Genomic DNA, 17787 nt, shown 5'->3' on the forward strand with positions numbered 1-17787 from the left:
CCGCCCCGACAGCGACGACTCCCCCGCACCCCGCTCCACGCCTCACGACGCGGGCCGCGAGGCCGGACGCGCCGCCGCGGAGACCGCGCCCGCGAAGGAGCGCGAGGCCCCGGCCCGGCTCTCCCTCACGCAGGTCGTCGCGAGCTCTCTCGCCGCCGTGAGCACCACGGTGCTGCTGTCGTACTTCGGGACCGCCGGCACGATCATCGGCGCCGGCATCGCGAGCGCCCTCACCGTCGTCGCGAACTACGTCTACACGCGCTCGATCCAGAAGACGCGCGAGCAGCTCGTGCCCGTCGTCGGCAAGGTCGTGCAGGTGACCACCGGCGGGAGCACCGCGCGCGACCGCGCGACGACCGCCACCGTCACGACCGCCGTCGCGAGCGTGCCGCGCGGGACGGTCGTCGTGGCGGACCCCGCGTCCAACGCGGGCGCGGCGACGTCTGTCGAGCAGGGCGACGACGCGACCGCGACGCAGGAGACCGTGGACCGGGGCGACGTCGGTGCTCCGCCCGAGCAGGGCACCGACCCGGAGCCGGCGCAGAACGCCTGGCTGCGGCTCGTCGACCGCTACGGCCGCGGGCGGGTGCTGACCGTCTCGGCGCTGGCCCTGTTCCTCGTCGTGATGGGTGTCGTCCTCGTGGTCGAGCTCGCGATCGGCAAGCCGATCTCGGACGCCGTGCGAGGCGTGGAGGGCTCGGGGACGACGATCAGCCGCGAGCGCTCGACCGGCACGGACGACCCCGCGACGCCCGCGCCGTCGAACCCGGCCGTGGACCCGTCGACCGTGCCGACCCAGGAGCCCGCGCCCGCGCCGTCGACCACGCCGACCCCGGCACCGACCGACGAGCCCTCGACCACGCCGACGCCGGAACCCACCGAGGAGCCCACGCAGGAGCCCTCACCGGACCCGACGACGCCGGCGCCCGAGCCGACGGAACCCCTCCCTGGGACGGGCGAGGGCACCGGCGCGGGAACGGGTGAGGGCACCGAGGCCGAGACGGGCGGGAGCACCGGCACGGCGCCGACCCCCGCACCGTCCACGCCCGCCTCCGCCTAGGAGCACACCGTCGCGCCGCGGCGACGGTGGGAGGATCCGAGGATGCGCCGGTCCCCGCACGCTCCCGCCCTCCGCGCGACGGCTCTCGCGCTGGCCCTCGTCGCCGCGCTCGCTCCGCTCCTGGCGGGGTGTGCGACCGCCGACGACTCCGCCGGGGCCGCCGCGCCCCCGGACCGGCCCGCGGACGTCGACGGGACCGTCGACCGTGACGAGGGCGCGCCGCGGCTCGTCGACGCGTCCGACTCCTACTACGAGGGCATGTCGCTCCTGTCCGCGAGCACCGTGGTCCTGGACGCGGACGGCGAGCGGGTGGACGGCGCCGCCCTCGTCGACGGCGACGCCGTCGAGGTGTGGGCCGAGGTGTGCGCGGAGTCGTACCCGGTGCAGTGCCAGGTGGTCGCGGTGCGCGTCGTCGGCTGAGCAGCCCCCGCTCGGGAGCAGAGGGCGTTCGGTGCGCCTGGCCAGATTCGAACTGGCGACACCCGCTTTAGGAGTTCGATCTTGGATTGTGGATAACGCGCTGATCTGCGGAAAGACATGCGGGTAGGTCGCGTGGTGACCGCGTTCCGAGGTCCTCGCTGACCACGCGCTCACCACGCGGCACGACCGGCACGTGGCACTAGGGACTCATCACCGCCGTCCTGCAGCGCGGAGGCCACTCGACGAGACCGCGCTCTGTCTCGATCCGTCTACCATGATCAATGACGGAGATCCGCCCCACCGTGAAGCTCGCCGGCCACCGGCACCTAACGACAGCCGTCAGTCAGCCAGCCCTCCAGCGTTGCAGCCAACTCGTGCCGGCGGCGCGGTGCGCGGCCTCGGCGCGTCCGCTGGAGCCCTGCCCTTTCCGGGCCCCCGGGGCGGCTCAATCGCGCACAGACCGCGTCGCGTACGCGTATTGACGCTGCGGAGAGCCGTACCACCACCGTCGATGCGAAGCCTTCCCTGCTGTGGCACCTCAACGGAGCGGCAGCCGAGTTCGCCAGGCTGCCGCTGTGTAGGCTCTCAGGGGGACGATTGTCATAGGTAACACACCATGCCAAGGAGGTTTCAGGTGCACGCCAGCAACTCTAACGTCAAGAGCCTCATCGAAGGCTCTAAAGTTTTCACTGTGCCCCTCTATCAACGACGCTACAGCTGGAAGCGTGACAACTGGAAAGAACTTTGGCAAGACATCCTCGAGCAATACGACTTCATGCAGAACGAAGGCGCTCAACCCACCGTCACACATTTTATCGGCTCCTTTGTGCTCGCGCCAACGGGTAACGAGAGCGAGCACTCGAAGCTCGTCGTCGTGGATGGGCAGCAACGCCTCACGACGTTCATGATCCTGCTGGCCGCCCTACGAGACGAGCTAGCGTCACGGGAAGCCACCAGCGAGGGTCGCCGCAAGGTGGAGTCCAAGTACAACCAGCTCTATCTGCAGAACGTGCATGCCGAATCCGAAGACGAGGCGCTGCGACTTCTTCCGACTCAACAGGATCGCAGCGAATTCAGGGCATGCGTGGGACAGACTCCTGCCACACCGATGGATGGTTTGATTGGCGAGGCGTACGACTTCTTTCGCTCTGACGAGGCTCTGCAAGGTCCAGACCTGCTCGGCGCGGAGCTCAACCTGAGACAAGTGTCGGATGTGATCATCCAGCGGCTCACCCTAGTTCAGATCGTCACAGAGCCAGGCGATTCCGTACACCAAATCTTCCAGACGCTCAACCATGCGGGCGTAAAGCTCAAGCAGGTAGATTTGTTGCGCAACCACTTCTTCATGCTCCTCCCGACTCGCGGAGAACAGCTCTACGCAAAGGTTTGGCGAAGGATGGAACTTCGCATCGGCGAGAGCGCGCTAGACCGGTTCTTTTGGGCAAATCTCGTCAGGCGGGATGCGCGCGTCACCCGCAACGACGTCTACACCGCGATGCAGCGGCGCTTGGACAAAGTCGCAAAGGACGAGGATGCCGTGGCGAGCATCTTGCTCGAGTTCTCGGAGGATTTGGAGGCGTATGCGGCACTTACGGCCTCCGCCACTGGGAGCACGCGCATCGACGACCGCCTCGCCTTCATCAATGCGTGGGGGGTCGACACTGCTCAGCCGGTCATGCTCGAACTCGTCGTCAGGTGGAGGCGCGGAGCACTAACGTCCGAAGACGTTGACGAAGCGCTGATGCATATCGAGTCGTTTGTCGTCCGCCGGATGATCTGCGGGGTGCCAACGAACAACCTCAACCGCCTCTTCACCAGTATGGCCAGCGTCATGGCGGACCCCGGTTTCGGGCCCAACTCTCTGGCCGCATTCCTAGCTGGCGAGCGCAAGTACTGGCCAACAGATCGTGAGGTTGAGCGTTCCGCAACCGCTCGGAACTTTGAGTCTGGGGGCAGACCCTGGCAGAGGATTATGCTGCTCGAGCGACTCCTATCGAACGAGACGGAAACGAGTCGCGACCCAGCAATCGTGCGCATCGCTCCGTCGGAGATTAGCGGCGATTGGCTTCAGTCGTTCGGCGACGAGGGCGAGGGGCCGTCCGCGCTATATCGACAGCTCGCTGGGACGCTTGGCAACCTCACACTGATCGACTCCGCAGCAGCAGGCCAGCTCGCTGCCGACTGGCCTGCTCGTCGTATCCAGCTGGGACGCCTCGGAGACGCCGGAGCTTCGGGACCTCAGAGGAACTCCTATTGGAGCTCCTACGACATCCAGCAGAGGGCCAGAGTGCTAGCAAGGCGGATCATCCAGCTGTGGCCTCGTCCGAGTGGGGAGGCAACAGCTGCGGAGGGAGAGCGGCCAGTGTCGCTCGAATCAGTACTGCGATCCTTGCCCTCCGGTGCGAGCGTAACTATCGACGACCTTGCCGAAGTCCTAGCGCGCAAGCAGAGCGCTCTACTAATCGAGCTTGCGCAGCTGGAGCCTCGACTTCGTCAGCGTGTCGTGTCGCAGCCATCCCCGACAGAGCAACCGACTCTCGGCTATGCGGCACTCCTCGAGTTGGTGGACGGCGACGTCTGATGCGCCGGCGGCTGAAGTGGCTCTGGGACGTCCGTCCAAGCCTCGCGTTCGGAGCGATGACGGCATCGCTCACGGCAGGGAGTATTGCATGGACGGATAGCCGCCAATTTTCGGCAGGAGCGTTCTTGCTTAGCGTGCTCCTCGCGGGGCTCGGACTTTTCTGGCGACAGCAGATTGGAGACGAGCTTGCGAGTCTGCGGCAATCCCTCGAGGAAGCATCGTCCGCTGAACGCGCCGTTCGGCAGCTTCTCAGTAGCCTCGTCGATCGCCACGGGCGAGAGTGCACAACCCTCCATGCGATGGCGGAGTCGCTCGTTGCAGATAGTCTCGCGATGCTCAGTCTTCGCATGGAGTTTGGTGAGAAGGAACGGCTCACCCTCTATCGCCGCTCGGAACTCGAGTGGATCGGACTTGGGCGCTTCTCCGATGACATCGTCCTCAGGGTGCTTACTGATTCCCGCTTGTCGGGCGACTGTGTCGTTGAGAGAGCGTTCCGGCAAGGACGCTTCTACATTTTCGGCCTCCCCGATCCGTCGACAGCCGAGTACGTACAAGAGCAGCGCGATCTTGGACTGACGGCGGCGAAGGCAAGGCGGCTCGGGATGAAAAGCCGAAGCTACTTCGCGCGCGGCTTCGGCCCAAGAGGCAGCCGCGAACGCGACTGCGTGCTTGTTGCCGAGTCGCTTGATCCGAATGGGCTTGACGAGGAGTCGCTCCTCCTGTGCCTCGACGACGAGACTTGCAGCCTTCTACGAGCGATCGTCGATCTGGCGATGCACGCCGAGCTGATGCATTCGTCGACTGAGCAAGACGCGCTTGCGTCCGGGCCAAGCGCTTAGGTGGTTACGGTTGAGCGAGCCTGCGCCGGACTCAACGCCCTGTTTACCTCGACCGCGAGCGCGCGGATGGAAGACGGCGTCCAAGGAAGCCATCCGCTGCGTTGAGCGCCAACTACCCAAATGCTTCCTCTCGGGCAGGGTTTCGCATGCGTTCCCCGGTCCAGTCGCAGCCATCAACCGAGTGATACGGTCGTGTCGAGAGCGCTACCGCGAGACAGCCGCGGCGATACGCCCCCAGACATCGCTGGCAGCACGAACGGTCATCCCTCTGCTCCCTGCGCCGCACACGACGCGGGACATGCGCCGAGCATCGCAGCGATGCAAGAAGAGTCAGGCTTCGTCATCCAGCAGTGAGCCGCTTGGCAGGCGATGGAACGGCTGCCGGTGATACCGCTGATGACGGCGCGACGGGTGATCGAGCCACCAACGGGGCCGCGCGCTGGTGCGTTCGACCACGGGACCGACTATCGGTAGCACGCCCAGCGCAGCAGCCTCGGCACAATGCGACCCGATGGAGTCCCGCCAGGCTCTCGAGCGCGATCACCACCGTCGGGCGTTAGCGACCACCTACTCGCCGTCGGGCCACGGCTCTCCAGGTGGCCAGACGTCCGGCAGTCCGAAGTACTGGCCTGCCCCGGTCAAGGCCTGGACCTCAACGAGTCCGTTGCCGACCAAGCTGAGTGTGTCGCCCGGCAGCCCAACCACTTCAGGCAGCTCGTGGATCGGGTCGGGGTGCCGCCACAGGGTCGTCTCCGCTCGCTGCACGTGGTACGGCATCAGCTGATTCACCACGAGAACGCCTGAGACGTTGCGGTTAGCCCACTCCGGGGGCGTGCCGAAGTAACCGTCCGGCTGCCGCACTTCGCGGGTTACTGTCGAGCCGTCGGGTGCCTCGCCAATCTGCACGGCGACGTGCCCGTACATGGCGTTGCCGCTATGCCAGCGGTCCCTGTCGTGAATGTAAGTGCCGACCGCAATGATGAACGGCGCCCCCAGGTTTCCGTACTCGTGGTGCTTCGTCGCCAGCGCCTTCTGGATCGCCGGGGCGTCATCGATGAAGCCGGCGCCCGTATGGCCGTAGACACCAATCGCCCGGTCGTTGGGCCTCGCCCCTCGAGCCTCGGGCTTCTTCGGAATCGCCCTGAAGGTGACCGCCCAGCCGTCGTGCTCCCATCGCCTCGTCGGCGCAGCCTCCGGGTCCCACGGGGCATCCGGGTCAAGGTCTACGAGCCAGCGCCGGAGGTCTGACCGAAGGCGCGCTGAGGCGGGCGACGAGCTGCCCTCTACGAGCTCGTCCAGCCACAGCATGAAGTTGGGGTCACCCAACCGGTTCACCGTGTCAAAGAGCACGGCTCGGCGCTGCGCCGCCGCCTTCTCGGCTGGAGCAGAGCCGGGCGCGATGGCCTCGATGAAGAACCGGACGTCGTCGCGTTGCGCCAGGAAGTCGGGGCGGCGGCCCGTACCCTCCACTTCGGGGTGGATGGTGACTGTGTACCCGGCCCTGATGAGGCCCTCGTGCAGGTAGACCTCGAGGAAAGCACTGCGGAACTGCTCGTCGTCGCGGGACCGGAACCGCTGCCGCAGATCGTTGTACTCCAGCTCGTTAGGGATGCGGCGGAGCCACTCCTGCATGAGGGCGCGAGGGTGCTCCCAGTAGTCACCTGCGATGCGGTTCAGGAACTCGAAGCTCGACTCCTGGTGGGTTGACGGCGTGGCGTCAGTTCGTTCGAAGTCATCGAATAGCGGTTGGCGTTGTTGCCCCATGCCAGACAGCGTGCCAGCAACCGCCGACAGTGCTGGAACCCGCGTGCTGGCCTGCACGTCGTCGGTGGTCTTCGGCATGATGCTCCTGTGGCGATCAACGAGTGGTGGACGACCGACGTGGAGCAGCGGTTCTGGATGGAGATCACGGACCGCGACGACCTCGGCGCTGACCTCATCGCACCGATGACCGACGGCAGCGGAAGGTCATATTGGGGATATGAGCTCATCACGTATGTGCAGCCTGGCGACGTGGTGCTCCACTGGCACAAGACCCTGGCCGACGAGCCAGGCATTGTCGGATGGTCGCAGGCGACCGGCGCCTACGAAGACACGAACATCTCGTGGCAGGCGCACGGCACCGTCGGCCGGGCGAAGGGCAGCCTGAAGCCACGCCCCGCCTGGCGGATGCCGCTCTTGCACTACACGTCGCTGACGCGCCCGGTGCTCATCAGCGAAGTTCGGCGGCAAGAGCGGGAGCTTCGGAAAGCGCTGGCCGAGCTGGAGACCCAGTACCCCGAGGGGAGGCTGTACTTCCCGTTCGGTTTCAGCGACAAGCGCGAGCTCCGCGCGCAGCAGACCTACTTCGTGAAGATGCCGCGCGAGGTCCTGCAGGTCCTCGGTCTAGAGGGGCTTGAAGGTCTCCCCCGCCCGAAGCGCTCGACATCATCGGACGGCACAGGGCATCCCAAGGGTAAGACCGGCAAGCGCGGCGACAGCGGCTACATCGCTGACTCCGCCGTGCGCAGTGCCATCGAGTGGCGTGCGGTCGACCTCGCGGTTGAGGCCTATGAGTTACACGGGTTCGTGGTCACCTACACCGGAGCCTCCAAGCCGTACGACCTCGCCGTCGAGAAGGGTGGAGACAGGCGCCACGTGGAGGTGAAGGGCTCATCCGGCGCCGCCGCGACGGTTGAGCTGACCCACGGCGAGGTCAACAACTCACGGGTGACTGTCCCGACGGACTTGTTCGTGGTCGACGGCATCCAGTGGTGGCGCGAAGCCGATGGCTCAGTGAAGGCCGACGGTGGCGACGTCCGGTGGTGGAAGGACTGGACCGCTGACGACGAGCAGCTGAAGGCGATCCGATTCCGATACACGCTGCCCGCGGGCGGGAAATAGACAGGAACCCGGCGAGATCGACCCTACGAGGAAGCGCCGTCCGCGGGCGTCCGTCCACGTGCTTGATAGGCCGTCCACGTCCTGAGACAAGTCGCTGACCACCCGCTGACCACGAGCCTCAAACGGCGACCGGAGCCCAGGCGCGCGGGTCGCCTCTCCAGCCGCTGACCTGCGCATACACACTGTGCGCCTGGGCAGATTCGAACTGCCGACACCCGCTTTAGGAGAGCGGTGCTCTATCCCCTGAGCTACAGGCGCGCGGCCCTGGGGAACGGGCCGGGGGACAGCCTAGCCGTCGGCGGCCGTCGGAGGCGAAGTGCGCCCGCACGGACGGTGACCGTCGGACAGAGCGTGGCCGGCACGTGGTCGGCGCGCGAGGATGGGCGCATGCCCACCGGACGTGCCGACGCGCCACGCCGCGTCCTCCTCGACTGCGACCCCGGCCACGACGACGCGATCGCGATGCTGCTCGCGCACGGCAGCCCCGCGGTCGAGCTCGTGGCCGTGACGACGGTCGCCGGGAACCAGACGCTCGAGAAGGTCACGCGGAACGCGCTCGCCGTCGCCGAGCTGGCCGGGTTCGACGTCCCGGTCGCGGCAGGGTGCGACCGCCCTCTCGTCCGGCCGCGGATCGTCGCGCCGGACATCCACGGCGACTCCGGGATGGACGGGCCGGTCCTGCCCGCGCCGCGGCGCGCCGTCGACCGTCGTCACGCCGTGGACCTCATCGTGGACACGGTCATGGGCGCGGAGCCGGGCGAGATCACCCTCGTGCCGACGGGGCCGCTGACGAACGTCGCGATGGCGGCGCGCAAGGAGCCGCGCATCGTGCCGCGGGTGCGGGAGGTCGTGATGATGGGCGGGGGCTACCACGTGGGCAACCGCACCCCGGTCGCGGAGTTCAACGTGCTCGCCGACCCGGAGGCCGCGCACGTGGTGCTGAACGAGCCGTGGCCGGTCACGATGGTCGGTCTGGACCTCACGCACCAGGCCGTCGCGACGCCCGACGTGCGCGAGCGGCTCGCCGCGCTCGGCACCGCCGCCTCCCGGTTCGTCGGCGAGCTGCTCGACTTCTACGGGGCGACCTACCGCTCGGCGCAGGGCTTCCTCTACCCGCCCGTCCACGACCCGTGCGCGGTCGCGTACGTCATCGACCCCGAGGTCCTCACGACACGCCGCGCACCGCTGGACGTCGAGCTCCAGGGCGCGCTGACCACCGGCATGACGGTCGCGGACCTGCGCGGCGACGAGCCCGACGAGTGCCGCACCCAGGTCGCGGTCACCCTCGACGACACCCGCTTCTGGGACCTGGTCCTCGACGCCCTCCGCCGCCTCGACCCCGCCTGACGCTGAGTGCATGAAATAGTCGCGCTCGGACAACCCGAGCGCGACTATTTCATGCACTCAGCGGGTGGGGTGGAAGTGGTCGTGGGTGAGGAAGCGGTAGCGCAGGCCGGTGGACGACGTCGCCCAGTCGCCCGCGTGCGCAGCCCACCCGTCGGGGATCTCGGGCGCGAACGTGTCGCCCTCGACGACGACGTCGATCTCCGTGACGACGCACCGGTCCGCGAGCGCGATCGTCGCGGCGTAGAGCTGCGCTCCGCCCATGACCCAGACCTCGCGCGACCCGGTGTCGCGCGCCGCCGCGCGGGCGGCCGCGAGCGCCTCCGCGACCGAACCGGCCACGCGCACGGGCGCGCCGGCCGGCTCGGGCGGGCGGCCGCCGTCGGGCACCGCGCCGCCGGACGCACCGACGCGCGGCGACTCGTCCCCCAGCGACCACCCGGGCTGCCGCGTCACGACCACGTTCACGCGCCCGGGCAGGGGTCGGAACCGGGGCGGGAGCGAGTCCCACGTGCGGCGTCCCATGACGACCGGGTGGCCCGACGTGACGCGCCGGAAGTGCGCGAGGTCCTCGGGCAGGTGCCAGGGCATGGTGCCGCCCGCACCGATGACGGGCCGCCCCGCGGCGTCGCGCGCCTGTGCCCAGACCAGCCCGAGCGTCGGCTCGCCGGGCGTCTCCTCCCCCACCGCCGTCAGACCGCGATCGGGGCCTTGATCGTCGGGTGGTGCTGGTACCCGACGACCTCGATGTCCTCGTACTCGTACGCGTCGATCGAGTCGCGCGGCGCGAGGCGCAGCGTCGGGTACGGGTACGGCTCGCGTGTGAGCTGCTCGCGCACCTGCTCGACGTGGTTGTCGTAGATGTGCACGTCGCCGCCGGTCCACACGAAGTCGCCGACCTCGAGCCCGGTCTGCGCCGCGACCATGTGGACGAGCAGCGCGTACGACGCGATGTTGAACGGCACGCCCAGGAAGAGGTCGGCCGAGCGCTGGTAGAGCTGGCACGACAGCTTCCCGTCGGCCACGTAGAACTGGAAGAACGCGTGGCAGGGCGGCAGGGCCATGTTCTCGATCTCCGCGACGTTCCACGCCGAGACGATGTGCCGGCGCGAGTTGGGGTTCGCCCTGATCTGCTCGATCACCTGCGCGACCTGGTCGACGTGGCGTCCGTCCGGGGTCGGCCACGAGCGCCACTGGACGCCGTAGACCGGGCCGAGCTCGCCGTCGGCGTCCGCCCACTCGTCCCAGATGCTCACGCCGCGCTCCTGGAGCCAGCGGACGTTCGAGTCGCCGCGCAGGAACCACAGCAGCTCGTACGCGATGGACTTGAGGTGCACGCGCTTGGTCGTGACGAGCGGGAAGCCCTGCGACAGGTCGAAGCGGATCTGCCGCCCGAACACGCTGCGCGTGCCCGTCCCGGTGCGGTCGCCCTTGTGGGTGCCGTGCGCGAGGACGTCGCGCAGGAGGTCCTCGTACGGGGTCGGGACGGGCCCGGGAGCGGTGCCCGACGGCGCGGGCTCGCCGGTGCTCACGGGTGCGGTCGGGGCGTCGGTCGCGTCGAGTGCCACGCCCGCCAGTCTAGGCACCGCACCCGGCCGGGCGAGGGTGACGCACGGCACGTCGCCGTGGTGTCACGGAACGGCTCGCCGCCCGGTCGACAGGGTGAGCGCGCCGGAAGGGCGCACCAGGCGCCCGGCACGCTCACGTCACAGGAGGCAGTGATGGAACGCATCGTCGTCGTCGGTGGGGGCTACGCCGGGTTCACGGCGGCCCGGGAGCTCGAGAAGCGCCTGCGGCGCGAGCTGCGCCGCGGCGAGGTCGAGCTGGTCCTGGTCGACCCGCGCCCGTACATGACCTACCAGCCGTTCCTGCCCGAGGTCGTCGCGGGCTCGGTCGAGGCGCGGCACGCCGCGGTCGCGCACCGCAGCCACCTGCACCGCACGCGCCTGGTCGACGGGACGGTCGAGCGCGTCGACCACGCGCGCCGTGTGGTCGTCGTGCGGCCGCGCTCGGGCGAGCCGTACGACCTCGCGTACGACACCGTCGTCGTCACGGCCGGTGCCGTGACACGTGTTTTCCCCGTGCCGGGCGTCGCCGAGCACGCGATCGGCATGAAGCACGTCGAGGAGGCCGTGGCGATCCGCGACCGGCTGCTCACGTCGTTCGACCGCGCGGCGAGCCTGCCCGCGGGTCCGGAGCGCGAGCGCCTGCTCACCGTGACCTTCGTCGGCGGCGGTTTCTCCGGCGTCGAGGGGTTCGCCGAGCTCCTGTCGCTCGCGCACGACCTCACGCGCGTCTACCCCGAGATCGACCCGGCGGAGCTGCGGTTCCACCTGGTCGAGCGCAACGCGCGCATCCTGCCGGAGGTCACCGAGCGTCCGGGGCGGTGGGTCGTCCGCGAGCTCGAGCGCCGCGGCGCGCACGTGCACCTGGAGGCCGGCCTGGTGTCCGCGGAGGGAGGCGTCGTGACGCTGTCGACGGGCGAGTCGTTCGCCACGGGGCTGCTCGTGTGGACGGCAGGCAACGCGGCGAACCCCGTCGTCGCGACGCACACGGACCTGCCCGTGGACGCGCGCGGCTACCTCGTCACCCGGCCCGACCTGCGGGTCGGCACCGTGGACGACACGGTCCCCGACGCGTGGGCCGCGGGCGACGGCGCCGCCGTCCCCGACCTCGCGGTCCCGCGACCGGGCGCGCTCACCGTCCCCAACGCGCAGCACGCGGTGCGGCAGGGGCGGCGTCTCGCCCGCAACCTCGTCGCCGCCCGCCGTGGCCGCCCGACGCGGCCGTACGTGCACGGGAGCCTCGGCGTCGTCGCGACGCTCGGCCTCGGCTCGGGCGTGTTCGAGTACCGCCGCCTCGTCGTGCGCGGGCGCCTCGCGTGGCTCATGCACCGCGGCTACCACGTGCTCGCGATCCCGACGTGGGAGCGCACGGCCCGCGTGGTCGCCGTGTGGGCGACGGGCGCGCTGTTCGGGCGCGACGTCGTCTCCCTCGCTGCGGTGCAGCACCCCCGGGAGGCGTTCGTGGCGGCCGCCCCGACCCCGCGCGCCACGACCGCGCGATCGGCCGAGCGTCCGGCCGAGGAGGACACCCCCACGCCGGCGGAACCGGTCCCCGCGCCGGAGCCCGTCCGGGCGGCCTGAGACCGCCGTCCGGGTCGCGTCGGCCCGCCCCGACCGACGCGACCCGGGCGGCTCGACCGACCTCGCCCGGGCAGCGACGAGGGAATCGCCCGCGCCCGCCGCGCGTTCTCCGGAGGGCGGACCTCCCGGACGCCGCGACCCGACGAGTGCGAGGATTCACGCATGACGACGCAGCCTTCCGAGACCAGCCTGAGCCCCGCCGACGAGGCGGAGCACGACGTGCCCGCACCGTCCCCCGCGCCGGCCGACGCGCTGTGGGTCGAGCGCACGGGCACGCGCACGTACACGGGGCACTCGGCACGCGGCGCCCAGGTGTCGATCGGCCCGGCGAGCGAGGGCGCGGTGTTCACGCCCGGGGAGCTGCTGAAGATCGCCCTCGCCGCGTGCGCGGGCATGAGCACGGACCGGACGTTCGCGCGTCGGCTCGGCGACGACTACGCGGTGACGATCCACGTCGAGGGCGCCAAGCTGCTCGACGAGGAGCGCTACCCGAAGATCACCGGCACGTACGACATCGACCTCACCTCGCTCGACGACGACGCGCGCGACCGTCTCGTCACCGTCGCCGCGCGAGCGATCGACAAGGCGTGCACGGTAGGGAGGACGGTCAAGGCCGGGGCCGAGGTCGAGTACCTCTTCCAGCCGGAGGGTGCCGGCCGGGAGGTCGAGACACCCGCCTGACGCGGGACCGGCACGCGATGACGGGAGGCGCCATGGCGCAGCAGCAGGACCCCTCGAGAACTCCAGTGCCTCGTGGCGGCACGCCCGCGTACGGCACGCCGCCCCCGGAGGGCACGCGCGCGGACGTCTCGACGCAGGACGCCGTCGACTGGGCCGCCTACCGGCCCACCCCGCTGCTCGACGCGGCGCTCGACAAGGCCGTGACGATCCCGTCGCACGTCATCCGGGCGCACGTCGACGGGGTCCGCCGTCGGAACCCGGAGGCGAGCCCTGCCCAGATCGTGCGGATCCTCGAGCGCGAGTACCTGCTCGTCATCCAGGCCGCGGGCGGCGCCGTCGGTGCGGTGGCGGCGTTCCCGGCGGTCGGGACGGGGGTCGGGATCGCGCTGACGTCGAGCGACATCGCGACGTTCTTCGCGTCCTCCGCGGCGTTCGCGCTCGCGGTGGCGGACGTGCACGGGATCGCCGTGGACGACGTCGCGCGCCGCCGCGCCCTGCTCCTCGCCACGGTGCTCGGCGAGAAGGGCGCCCGCGACGTCGAGCGCGCGACCCAGGGGTCGGGCCTCGCGTGGGGCAAGGTCCTGCTGACGAGCATGCCCGCCGGGACGCTCGTCAAGGTGAACAAGGCGCTCGGCAACCGCTTCCTGCGCACGCAGCTCGCCAAGCAGTCCGGCCTCGCGATCGGGAGGCTCGTCCCGTTCGGCGTCGGCGCCGTGGTGGGCGTCGCGGGGGCGCGCGCGCTCGGGCACGGCGTGATCGGCCAGTCCCGGCGCGCGTTCGGCCCGCCGCCGTCGGTGTTCGGGCGGCTCCTGGAGGTCGTGGAGTCACCGGTCGAGGACGCGCCGCCGCGGCTCGTCCCCGTGCCCGACGACGCCGCGAGCCCGCGGCGCCGCCGTCGCCTCCTGCCCGGGCGCGGGCGGCGGGACCACACCCCCGCGCGCGACGCGGAGTGACACGCCCGAACCGACCCGTGCGGCGGGTCGCCGTGGCGCGCGAGCTCGACGTCGACGCGTCCGTCGCGTTCGCGTGGGTGGCCGACCCGCGCACGCACCCGCGCTGGATCCCGCTCACCGTGATGGCGACCCCCGCCGCCCGCGGGCCGGAGGTCGGCGACCGCTTCACGATGGTGAGCGGGCCGCGCGTCGGGCGCACAGGCCGCGGGTTCACGGACCGCATGGTCGTCGAGTCGCTCGACCGCCCGTCCGTCGCGGCGGAGCGCACGGGGACCACGCGCGTGCGCAAGCTCGGTCCGGTGCTGCTCGGCGACGCCGGGTTCGACGTCGTGCCGCACGGCCCCGACCGCTGCCGCGTCGTGTGGTGGGAGCAGGCCTACCTCGCCGGCCCCGTACCCCGCGCGGTGACCGCGCCGCTCGTCGGGCTCGCGCTGCGCGTGATGATGCACGTGTCGCTGCGACGCCTCGAGGCCCGCCTGTCCGCCCACCGCTAGGGGCGTCCCGCCGTCGTGCCGGGCGCTCACGCGGCAGCACCGGCGGTCGGTGAGACCGCCGGCGCGCGGAGCGTCGGGGCGAGCACCGCCACGAGCACCGCGGCGACGACGGCGAGCCAGAACGGCGAGGCGCCCGCGGCCGCGGGCCACCCTCCCGCGCCGGAGCCGCCGGCCGCAGCCAGGACCGCCGCCAGGACGGCGACGCCCAGCGCCCCGCCGAGCTGGTTGCCGATGAAGAGCACGGTGCTGCCCGAGGGGACGAGCGGGACCGGCAGCGCGCGATAGACCGCGGAGACGGTCGGGCTGCCGATCGAGCCGAGGCCCAGCCCGATCGCGAGGGACGCCAGGACGAACACCGCGAACGGGGTCGACGGTCCGCTCGTGACGAGGAGGACCGCTCCGACCAGGGCGACGACCGCGCCTGCCGCGACCGGGCGGGGCGCGCCGAGCCGGTCGCTCAACCGACCCGCGACGGGCATCGCGACGAGCGTCCCGACGGCGTACGGCACGAGCATCGCGCCCGCGACGGACGCGGAGAGCCCGGCGACGCTCACGAGGTACTGCGGCAGGCCGAAGAACAGCGGGTAGATCGACAGGCCCAGCAGCGCCATGATGACGATGCCCGGGGCGAAGCCCGGGTACCGGAACGTCCCGAGGTCGACGATCGCCGCCGCCCCGCGGCGCCGGGCGACGAGCACGAAGGCGACGAAGCCGAGCGCCGACACGACGACGAGCGTGACGAGCCCGCCGTCGACACCGGCCGCGGCCCCGCGGGAGAGCGCGACGAGCGCGGTCGACGTCGCGGTCGCGAGGAGGGCGAGGCCGACGGCGTCGAGCCGGACCGGCGTCCGCTCGGCGTCGCGGACCGTGACGACCGACCCGACGAGCACGACCACCCCGAGCACGGCGATGAGCCCGAGCGACCACCGCCAGCCCACGGTGTCCGCGGCGACGCCGCCGAGCACCGGCCCGGCGAGCGGACCGATCGACATCGCGGCAGCGACGACGCCCATGACCCGGCCCATGCGCGCCGGGCCCGCGGCGCGCGCGACGGCGGTGAGCATGAGCGGCTCGAGTGCTCCGCCCCCGAGCCCCTGGACCCCGCGCGCGAGGACGAGCGTCCCCAGGTCGGGGGCGAGCGCCGCGGCCGTCGCCCCGACGACGAACACCGCGAGGCCTGTGAGCCACGTGGCGCGCACCCCGAACCGCAGGCTCGCCCACCCTCCGAGCGGGATCGCGACGGCGGTCGCGAGGAGGTACGCCGTCGTGACCCAGTGCACCGACGACCCCGCGCCCAGCTCGTGCGCGAGGGCGGGGACCGTGGCGCCGACGATCGTCGTGGCGAGCAGGGCGAGGACCCCGCCCGCGGTGAGGAGGACGATGCCCGCGTTCGACCGCGCGGCGCCGGACGCTCCGGTGAACTCCCTGGTTTCCGAAACTGAACTCATGCGTTCACTATACGCAGGAGTTCAGTCTGCACAACCCCCAGGTAAGATCAAGCCATGACCACCGCCCAGCCCCGCACGGACCGCCGCGAGGCGATGCTCGACGCCGCCCTCGAGGTGTTCTCCCGCGACGGCTACGACGGCGGGAACATCGACGAGGTCGCCCGCGTCGCGGGGGTGGCGAAGCCGACCGTCTACAGCCACTTCGGCGACAAGGCCACGCTGTTCGAGGAGACCCTGCGACGCGGCGCGCGGCGCGCGAACGAACGGGTCGACGCCGTGATCGACGCGATCGACCTCGACGGCGACGACCTGCGGGGCGAGCTGACGCGGCTCGGCGACGCCCTCGTCGGCTGCGTGACGCACGACGACGGGGCCGCCGTGATCCGGCTCCAGCTCGGCGAGCGCGCGCGGTTCCCCGCGGTCGTCGACGAGGTCAGCCGGGGCAGCCGGGAACGCACGATCGACCGGCTCGCGGGCAAGCTCGCCCAGCTCGCGACCGCGGGGCGGCTGCGCGTGCGCGACCCGCGTCGCGCGGCCCGCCAGCTCCTCGCGCTCGTGGCCGACGACGCGCTCGTCACGAGCGGGTACGGCTCGCGGGTGCTCGACCCGGCCGAGCTGCGCGGCACGATCGACGACGGCGTGGACACGTTCCTCGCGGCGTTCGGCCCGAGCGAGGACTGAACGCCCACCGGGTCGGCGGACGCAGAGACGCCGAACCCGGGGTCGCTCCTCGTCCGCGGCTGCGGGTGGGGAGCGACCCCGGGTTCGGCGGGTCGGGGAGGTCAGGCGGTCGGCTCGCCCTCGACCGGCGCGTCCTCGACGGGCGCGGCGTCGCCCGCGGCGGACGCCGCGCCTGTCGCAGCCGGGCCGGCGAGGATCAGGTAGAGCTCGCGGCGCGTGCGCTCGAGGAGCTCCGCCGCGGCCTGCGCCTGCTCGTCGGTGCCCGTACGGGCGACCTGGTGGACCGCCGCGGCGACGGCCTCGACGCCCGCGCGCAGCTCGCGCCGCGAGCGCCCGCCGCGACCGGCGGCGTCGGCGAACGGGTCGCCCAGCTCGGCGGCGTGCTCCGCGACGTACGCGGCTCCCGCCTCGGTGAGCGTCGCGAGGCGACGCCCGCCGTCGGCGGAGAGCTCGACGAGCCCCTCGTCCTGGAGCAGGTTCAGCGCCGGGTAGACCGCGCCGGGGCTCGGGCGCCACTGGCCCTCGCTCCGCTCGGCGATCTCCTGGATGACCTGGTAGCCGTGCATGGGCTGCTCGGCGAGGAGCAGCAGGACGGCGGCGCGGACGTCGCCGCGACCGGCGCGCCCGGGGCCACGACCGCGACCGCCGTGCCGACGACCGCCGTGGCCCGGGCCGAACCCGGGACCGCCGGGGCCGCCCGGCCCGAAGCCCGGGCCGAACCCTCGCCGGTCGTCGCCCGGCCCGCCGGGGCCGAAGCCCCGCCCGCCGTCGGCCGGGCCGCCGAACCCGCGGCCACCGCCGCGGCGCGCGCCGCCCCGACCACGGCCGGAGGGGCCGTCGCCGCGGAACCAGGCCGCGTCGTCGGGCACGGGTGGGAAGCCGTCGCGACGACGGCGGTCCGGGCGCGGCCCGGGACGCGCGCCGAACGGCTGGGACATGTTCTGGACGTTCTCCGGGGTCCTCCCCCGGTGCTGGTGTGCGTGGCTCATGGGCTGTGTCTCCTGTGTTCGTGGGGCTCCGGGTGATCCGCGGAGCGGTGGCGGGCCGGTGCGGCCTCGCGGTGGTCGCGAGCCGCGTCTCGGGCTCAGCGATACGGTAACGATATATCGATAGAATATCGCTGTCAACACCCTGCGTGAGAGCGCGTCGTCCCAGGACGCGCCCGGGTCGCGGACGTACGCTGGCATCCAGCAGCCAACCGGCAGCCCACCATCAGCACCGGACGCATCCCCCGTCCGGCCACCACCCGGGCCGCAC

The 17787-nt window shown here is 71.5% G+C and carries 15 protein-coding genes, 2 tRNA genes and 1 pseudogene; 11 read left to right on the forward strand and 7 right to left on the reverse strand.

Annotation, left to right across the window (positions count from 1 at the left end):
• Positions 1 to 1060, forward strand: a pseudogene (locus A0J59_RS21810) (hypothetical protein); the annotation flags it as partial.
• Positions 1061 to 1102: 42 nt separating this feature from the next.
• Positions 1103 to 1480, forward strand: coding sequence for a hypothetical protein (locus A0J59_RS08265; RefSeq protein ID WP_064315778.1), 378 nt, complete (start codon positions 1103 to 1105; stop codon positions 1478 to 1480).
• 32 nt (positions 1481 to 1512) lie between these two features.
• On the opposite strand, the gene A0J59_RS21535 is transcribed toward A0J59_RS08265, so the two are convergent.
• Positions 1513 to 1659, reverse strand: a tRNA-OTHER gene (locus A0J59_RS21535).
• Positions 1660 to 2114: 455 nt separating this feature from the next.
• On the opposite strand from A0J59_RS21535, the gene A0J59_RS08270 reads away from it, so the two are divergent.
• A complete protein-coding gene (locus tag A0J59_RS08270) occupies positions 2115 to 4061 on the forward strand; it encodes a DUF262 domain-containing protein (protein WP_064315779.1) in 1947 nt (648 codons plus the stop codon).
• Between the two features lie 299 nt (positions 4062 to 4360).
• The gene (locus A0J59_RS08275; RefSeq protein ID WP_156532891.1) at positions 4361 to 4900 is read left to right on the forward strand and encodes a hypothetical protein; all 540 of its coding nucleotides are present in this window, start codon (positions 4361 to 4363) and stop codon (positions 4898 to 4900) included.
• A 567-nt stretch (positions 4901 to 5467) separates the two neighbouring features.
• On the opposite strand, the gene A0J59_RS08280 is transcribed toward A0J59_RS08275, so the two are convergent.
• Positions 5468 to 6742 (reverse strand): hypothetical protein, encoded by a 1275-nt coding sequence (locus tag A0J59_RS08280; RefSeq protein ID WP_064315781.1) that lies wholly within the window; start codon positions 6740 to 6742, stop codon positions 5468 to 5470.
• Positions 6743 to 6751: 9 nt separating this feature from the next.
• Here A0J59_RS08280 and A0J59_RS08285 point away from each other — a divergent pair, with 9 nt between their 5' ends.
• Entirely contained in the window at positions 6752 to 7783 is a 1032-nt protein-coding gene (locus tag A0J59_RS08285) for a protein NO VEIN domain-containing protein (RefSeq protein WP_064315782.1), read from the forward strand.
• 185 nt (positions 7784 to 7968) lie between these two features.
• Here A0J59_RS08285 and A0J59_RS08290 read toward each other — a convergent pair.
• Positions 7969 to 8041 (reverse strand) — tRNA-Arg (locus A0J59_RS08290).
• Between the two features lie 129 nt (positions 8042 to 8170).
• Here A0J59_RS08290 and A0J59_RS08295 point away from each other — a divergent pair.
• Complete coding sequence (locus tag A0J59_RS08295; protein WP_064315783.1) at positions 8171 to 9130, forward strand: nucleoside hydrolase; 960 nt, start codon at positions 8171 to 8173, stop codon at positions 9128 to 9130.
• Positions 9131 to 9187: 57 nt separating this feature from the next.
• Here the strand turns inward: A0J59_RS08295 and A0J59_RS08300 are convergent, their stop codons facing one another.
• Both A0J59_RS08300 and A0J59_RS08305 read right to left on the reverse strand, forming a co-directional pair.
• Positions 9188 to 9814: a dihydrofolate reductase gene (locus A0J59_RS08300; protein ID WP_064315784.1), complete on the reverse strand. Its 627-nt coding sequence runs from the start codon at positions 9812 to 9814 to the stop codon at positions 9188 to 9190.
• Between the two features lie 5 nt (positions 9815 to 9819).
• On the reverse strand, positions 9820 to 10659 hold the full coding sequence (locus A0J59_RS08305; protein ID WP_064315814.1) for a thymidylate synthase: 840 nt from the start codon (positions 10657 to 10659) through the stop codon (positions 9820 to 9822).
• Positions 10660 to 10848: 189 nt separating this feature from the next.
• Between A0J59_RS08305 and A0J59_RS08310 the strand changes: the two genes are divergently transcribed.
• The 4 genes from A0J59_RS08310 (at position 10849) to A0J59_RS08325 (ending at position 14401) form a co-directional block, all read left to right on the forward strand.
• On the forward strand, positions 10849 to 12273 hold the full coding sequence (locus tag A0J59_RS08310; protein WP_082918854.1) for an NAD(P)/FAD-dependent oxidoreductase: 1425 nt from the start codon (positions 10849 to 10851) through the stop codon (positions 12271 to 12273).
• 162 nt (positions 12274 to 12435) lie between these two features.
• Positions 12436 to 12954, forward strand: a complete 519-nt coding sequence (locus tag A0J59_RS08315) for an OsmC family protein (protein WP_064315785.1) — start codon at positions 12436 to 12438, stop codon at positions 12952 to 12954.
• 32 nt (positions 12955 to 12986) lie between these two features.
• The gene (locus tag A0J59_RS08320; protein WP_231581776.1) at positions 12987 to 13907 is read left to right on the forward strand and encodes a hypothetical protein; all 921 of its coding nucleotides are present in this window, start codon (positions 12987 to 12989) and stop codon (positions 13905 to 13907) included.
• Complete coding sequence (locus tag A0J59_RS08325) at positions 13904 to 14401, forward strand: SRPBCC family protein (RefSeq protein WP_082141144.1); 498 nt, start codon at positions 13904 to 13906, stop codon at positions 14399 to 14401. The genes A0J59_RS08320 and A0J59_RS08325 overlap by 4 nt, the downstream gene beginning before the upstream one ends.
• A 26-nt stretch (positions 14402 to 14427) precedes the next feature.
• Here the strand turns inward: A0J59_RS08325 and A0J59_RS08330 are convergent, their stop codons facing one another.
• Positions 14428 to 15849, reverse strand: a complete 1422-nt coding sequence (locus tag A0J59_RS08330; RefSeq protein WP_064315786.1) for a DHA2 family efflux MFS transporter permease subunit — start codon at positions 15847 to 15849, stop codon at positions 14428 to 14430.
• Positions 15850 to 15903: 54 nt separating this feature from the next.
• On the opposite strand from A0J59_RS08330, the gene A0J59_RS08335 reads away from it, so the two are divergent.
• Positions 15904 to 16530, forward strand: coding sequence for a TetR/AcrR family transcriptional regulator (locus A0J59_RS08335; RefSeq protein ID WP_064315787.1), 627 nt, complete (start codon positions 15904 to 15906; stop codon positions 16528 to 16530).
• A gap of 101 nt (positions 16531 to 16631) precedes the next feature.
• On the opposite strand, the gene A0J59_RS08340 is transcribed toward A0J59_RS08335, so the two are convergent.
• Positions 16632 to 17519 (reverse strand): PadR family transcriptional regulator, encoded by an 888-nt coding sequence (locus A0J59_RS08340; protein WP_082918855.1) that lies wholly within the window; start codon positions 17517 to 17519, stop codon positions 16632 to 16634.
• Positions 17520 to 17787: the final 268 nt, after the last annotated feature.

The organism is Cellulosimicrobium sp. I38E (assembly GCF_001647255.1).
In the GTDB taxonomy this organism is placed as follows: domain Bacteria; phylum Actinomycetota; class Actinomycetes; order Actinomycetales; family Cellulomonadaceae; genus Cellulosimicrobium; species Cellulosimicrobium cellulans_E.

What these genes read in the sequence shown, in the direction of transcription:
- A0J59_RS08265 (WP_064315778.1), top strand. Translation starts at nt 1,103, where the DNA reads ATGCGCCGGTCCCCGCACGCTCCCGCCCTCCGCGCGACGGCTCTCGCG.
- A0J59_RS08310 (WP_082918854.1), top strand. Translation starts at nt 10,849, where the DNA reads ATGGAACGCATCGTCGTCGTCGGTGGGGGCTACGCCGGGTTCACGGCG.
- A0J59_RS08330 (WP_064315786.1), bottom strand. Translation starts at nt 15,849, where the DNA reads ATGAGTTCAGTTTCGGAAACCAGGGAGTTCACCGGAGCGTCCGGCGCC.
- A0J59_RS08340 (WP_082918855.1), bottom strand. Translation starts at nt 17,519, where the DNA reads ATGAGCCACGCACACCAGCACCGGGGGAGGACCCCGGAGAACGTCCAG.
- A0J59_RS08335 (WP_064315787.1), top strand. Translation starts at nt 15,904, where the DNA reads ATGACCACCGCCCAGCCCCGCACGGACCGCCGCGAGGCGATGCTCGAC.
- A0J59_RS08320 (WP_231581776.1), top strand. Translation starts at nt 12,987, where the DNA reads ATGGCGCAGCAGCAGGACCCCTCGAGAACTCCAGTGCCTCGTGGCGGC.
- A0J59_RS08315 (WP_064315785.1), top strand. Translation starts at nt 12,436, where the DNA reads ATGACGACGCAGCCTTCCGAGACCAGCCTGAGCCCCGCCGACGAGGCG.
- A0J59_RS08280 (WP_064315781.1), bottom strand. Translation starts at nt 6,742, where the DNA reads ATGCCGAAGACCACCGACGACGTGCAGGCCAGCACGCGGGTTCCAGCA.
- A0J59_RS08275 (WP_156532891.1), top strand. Translation starts at nt 4,361, where the DNA reads ATGGCGGAGTCGCTCGTTGCAGATAGTCTCGCGATGCTCAGTCTTCGC.
- A0J59_RS08295 (WP_064315783.1), top strand. Translation starts at nt 8,171, where the DNA reads ATGCCCACCGGACGTGCCGACGCGCCACGCCGCGTCCTCCTCGACTGC.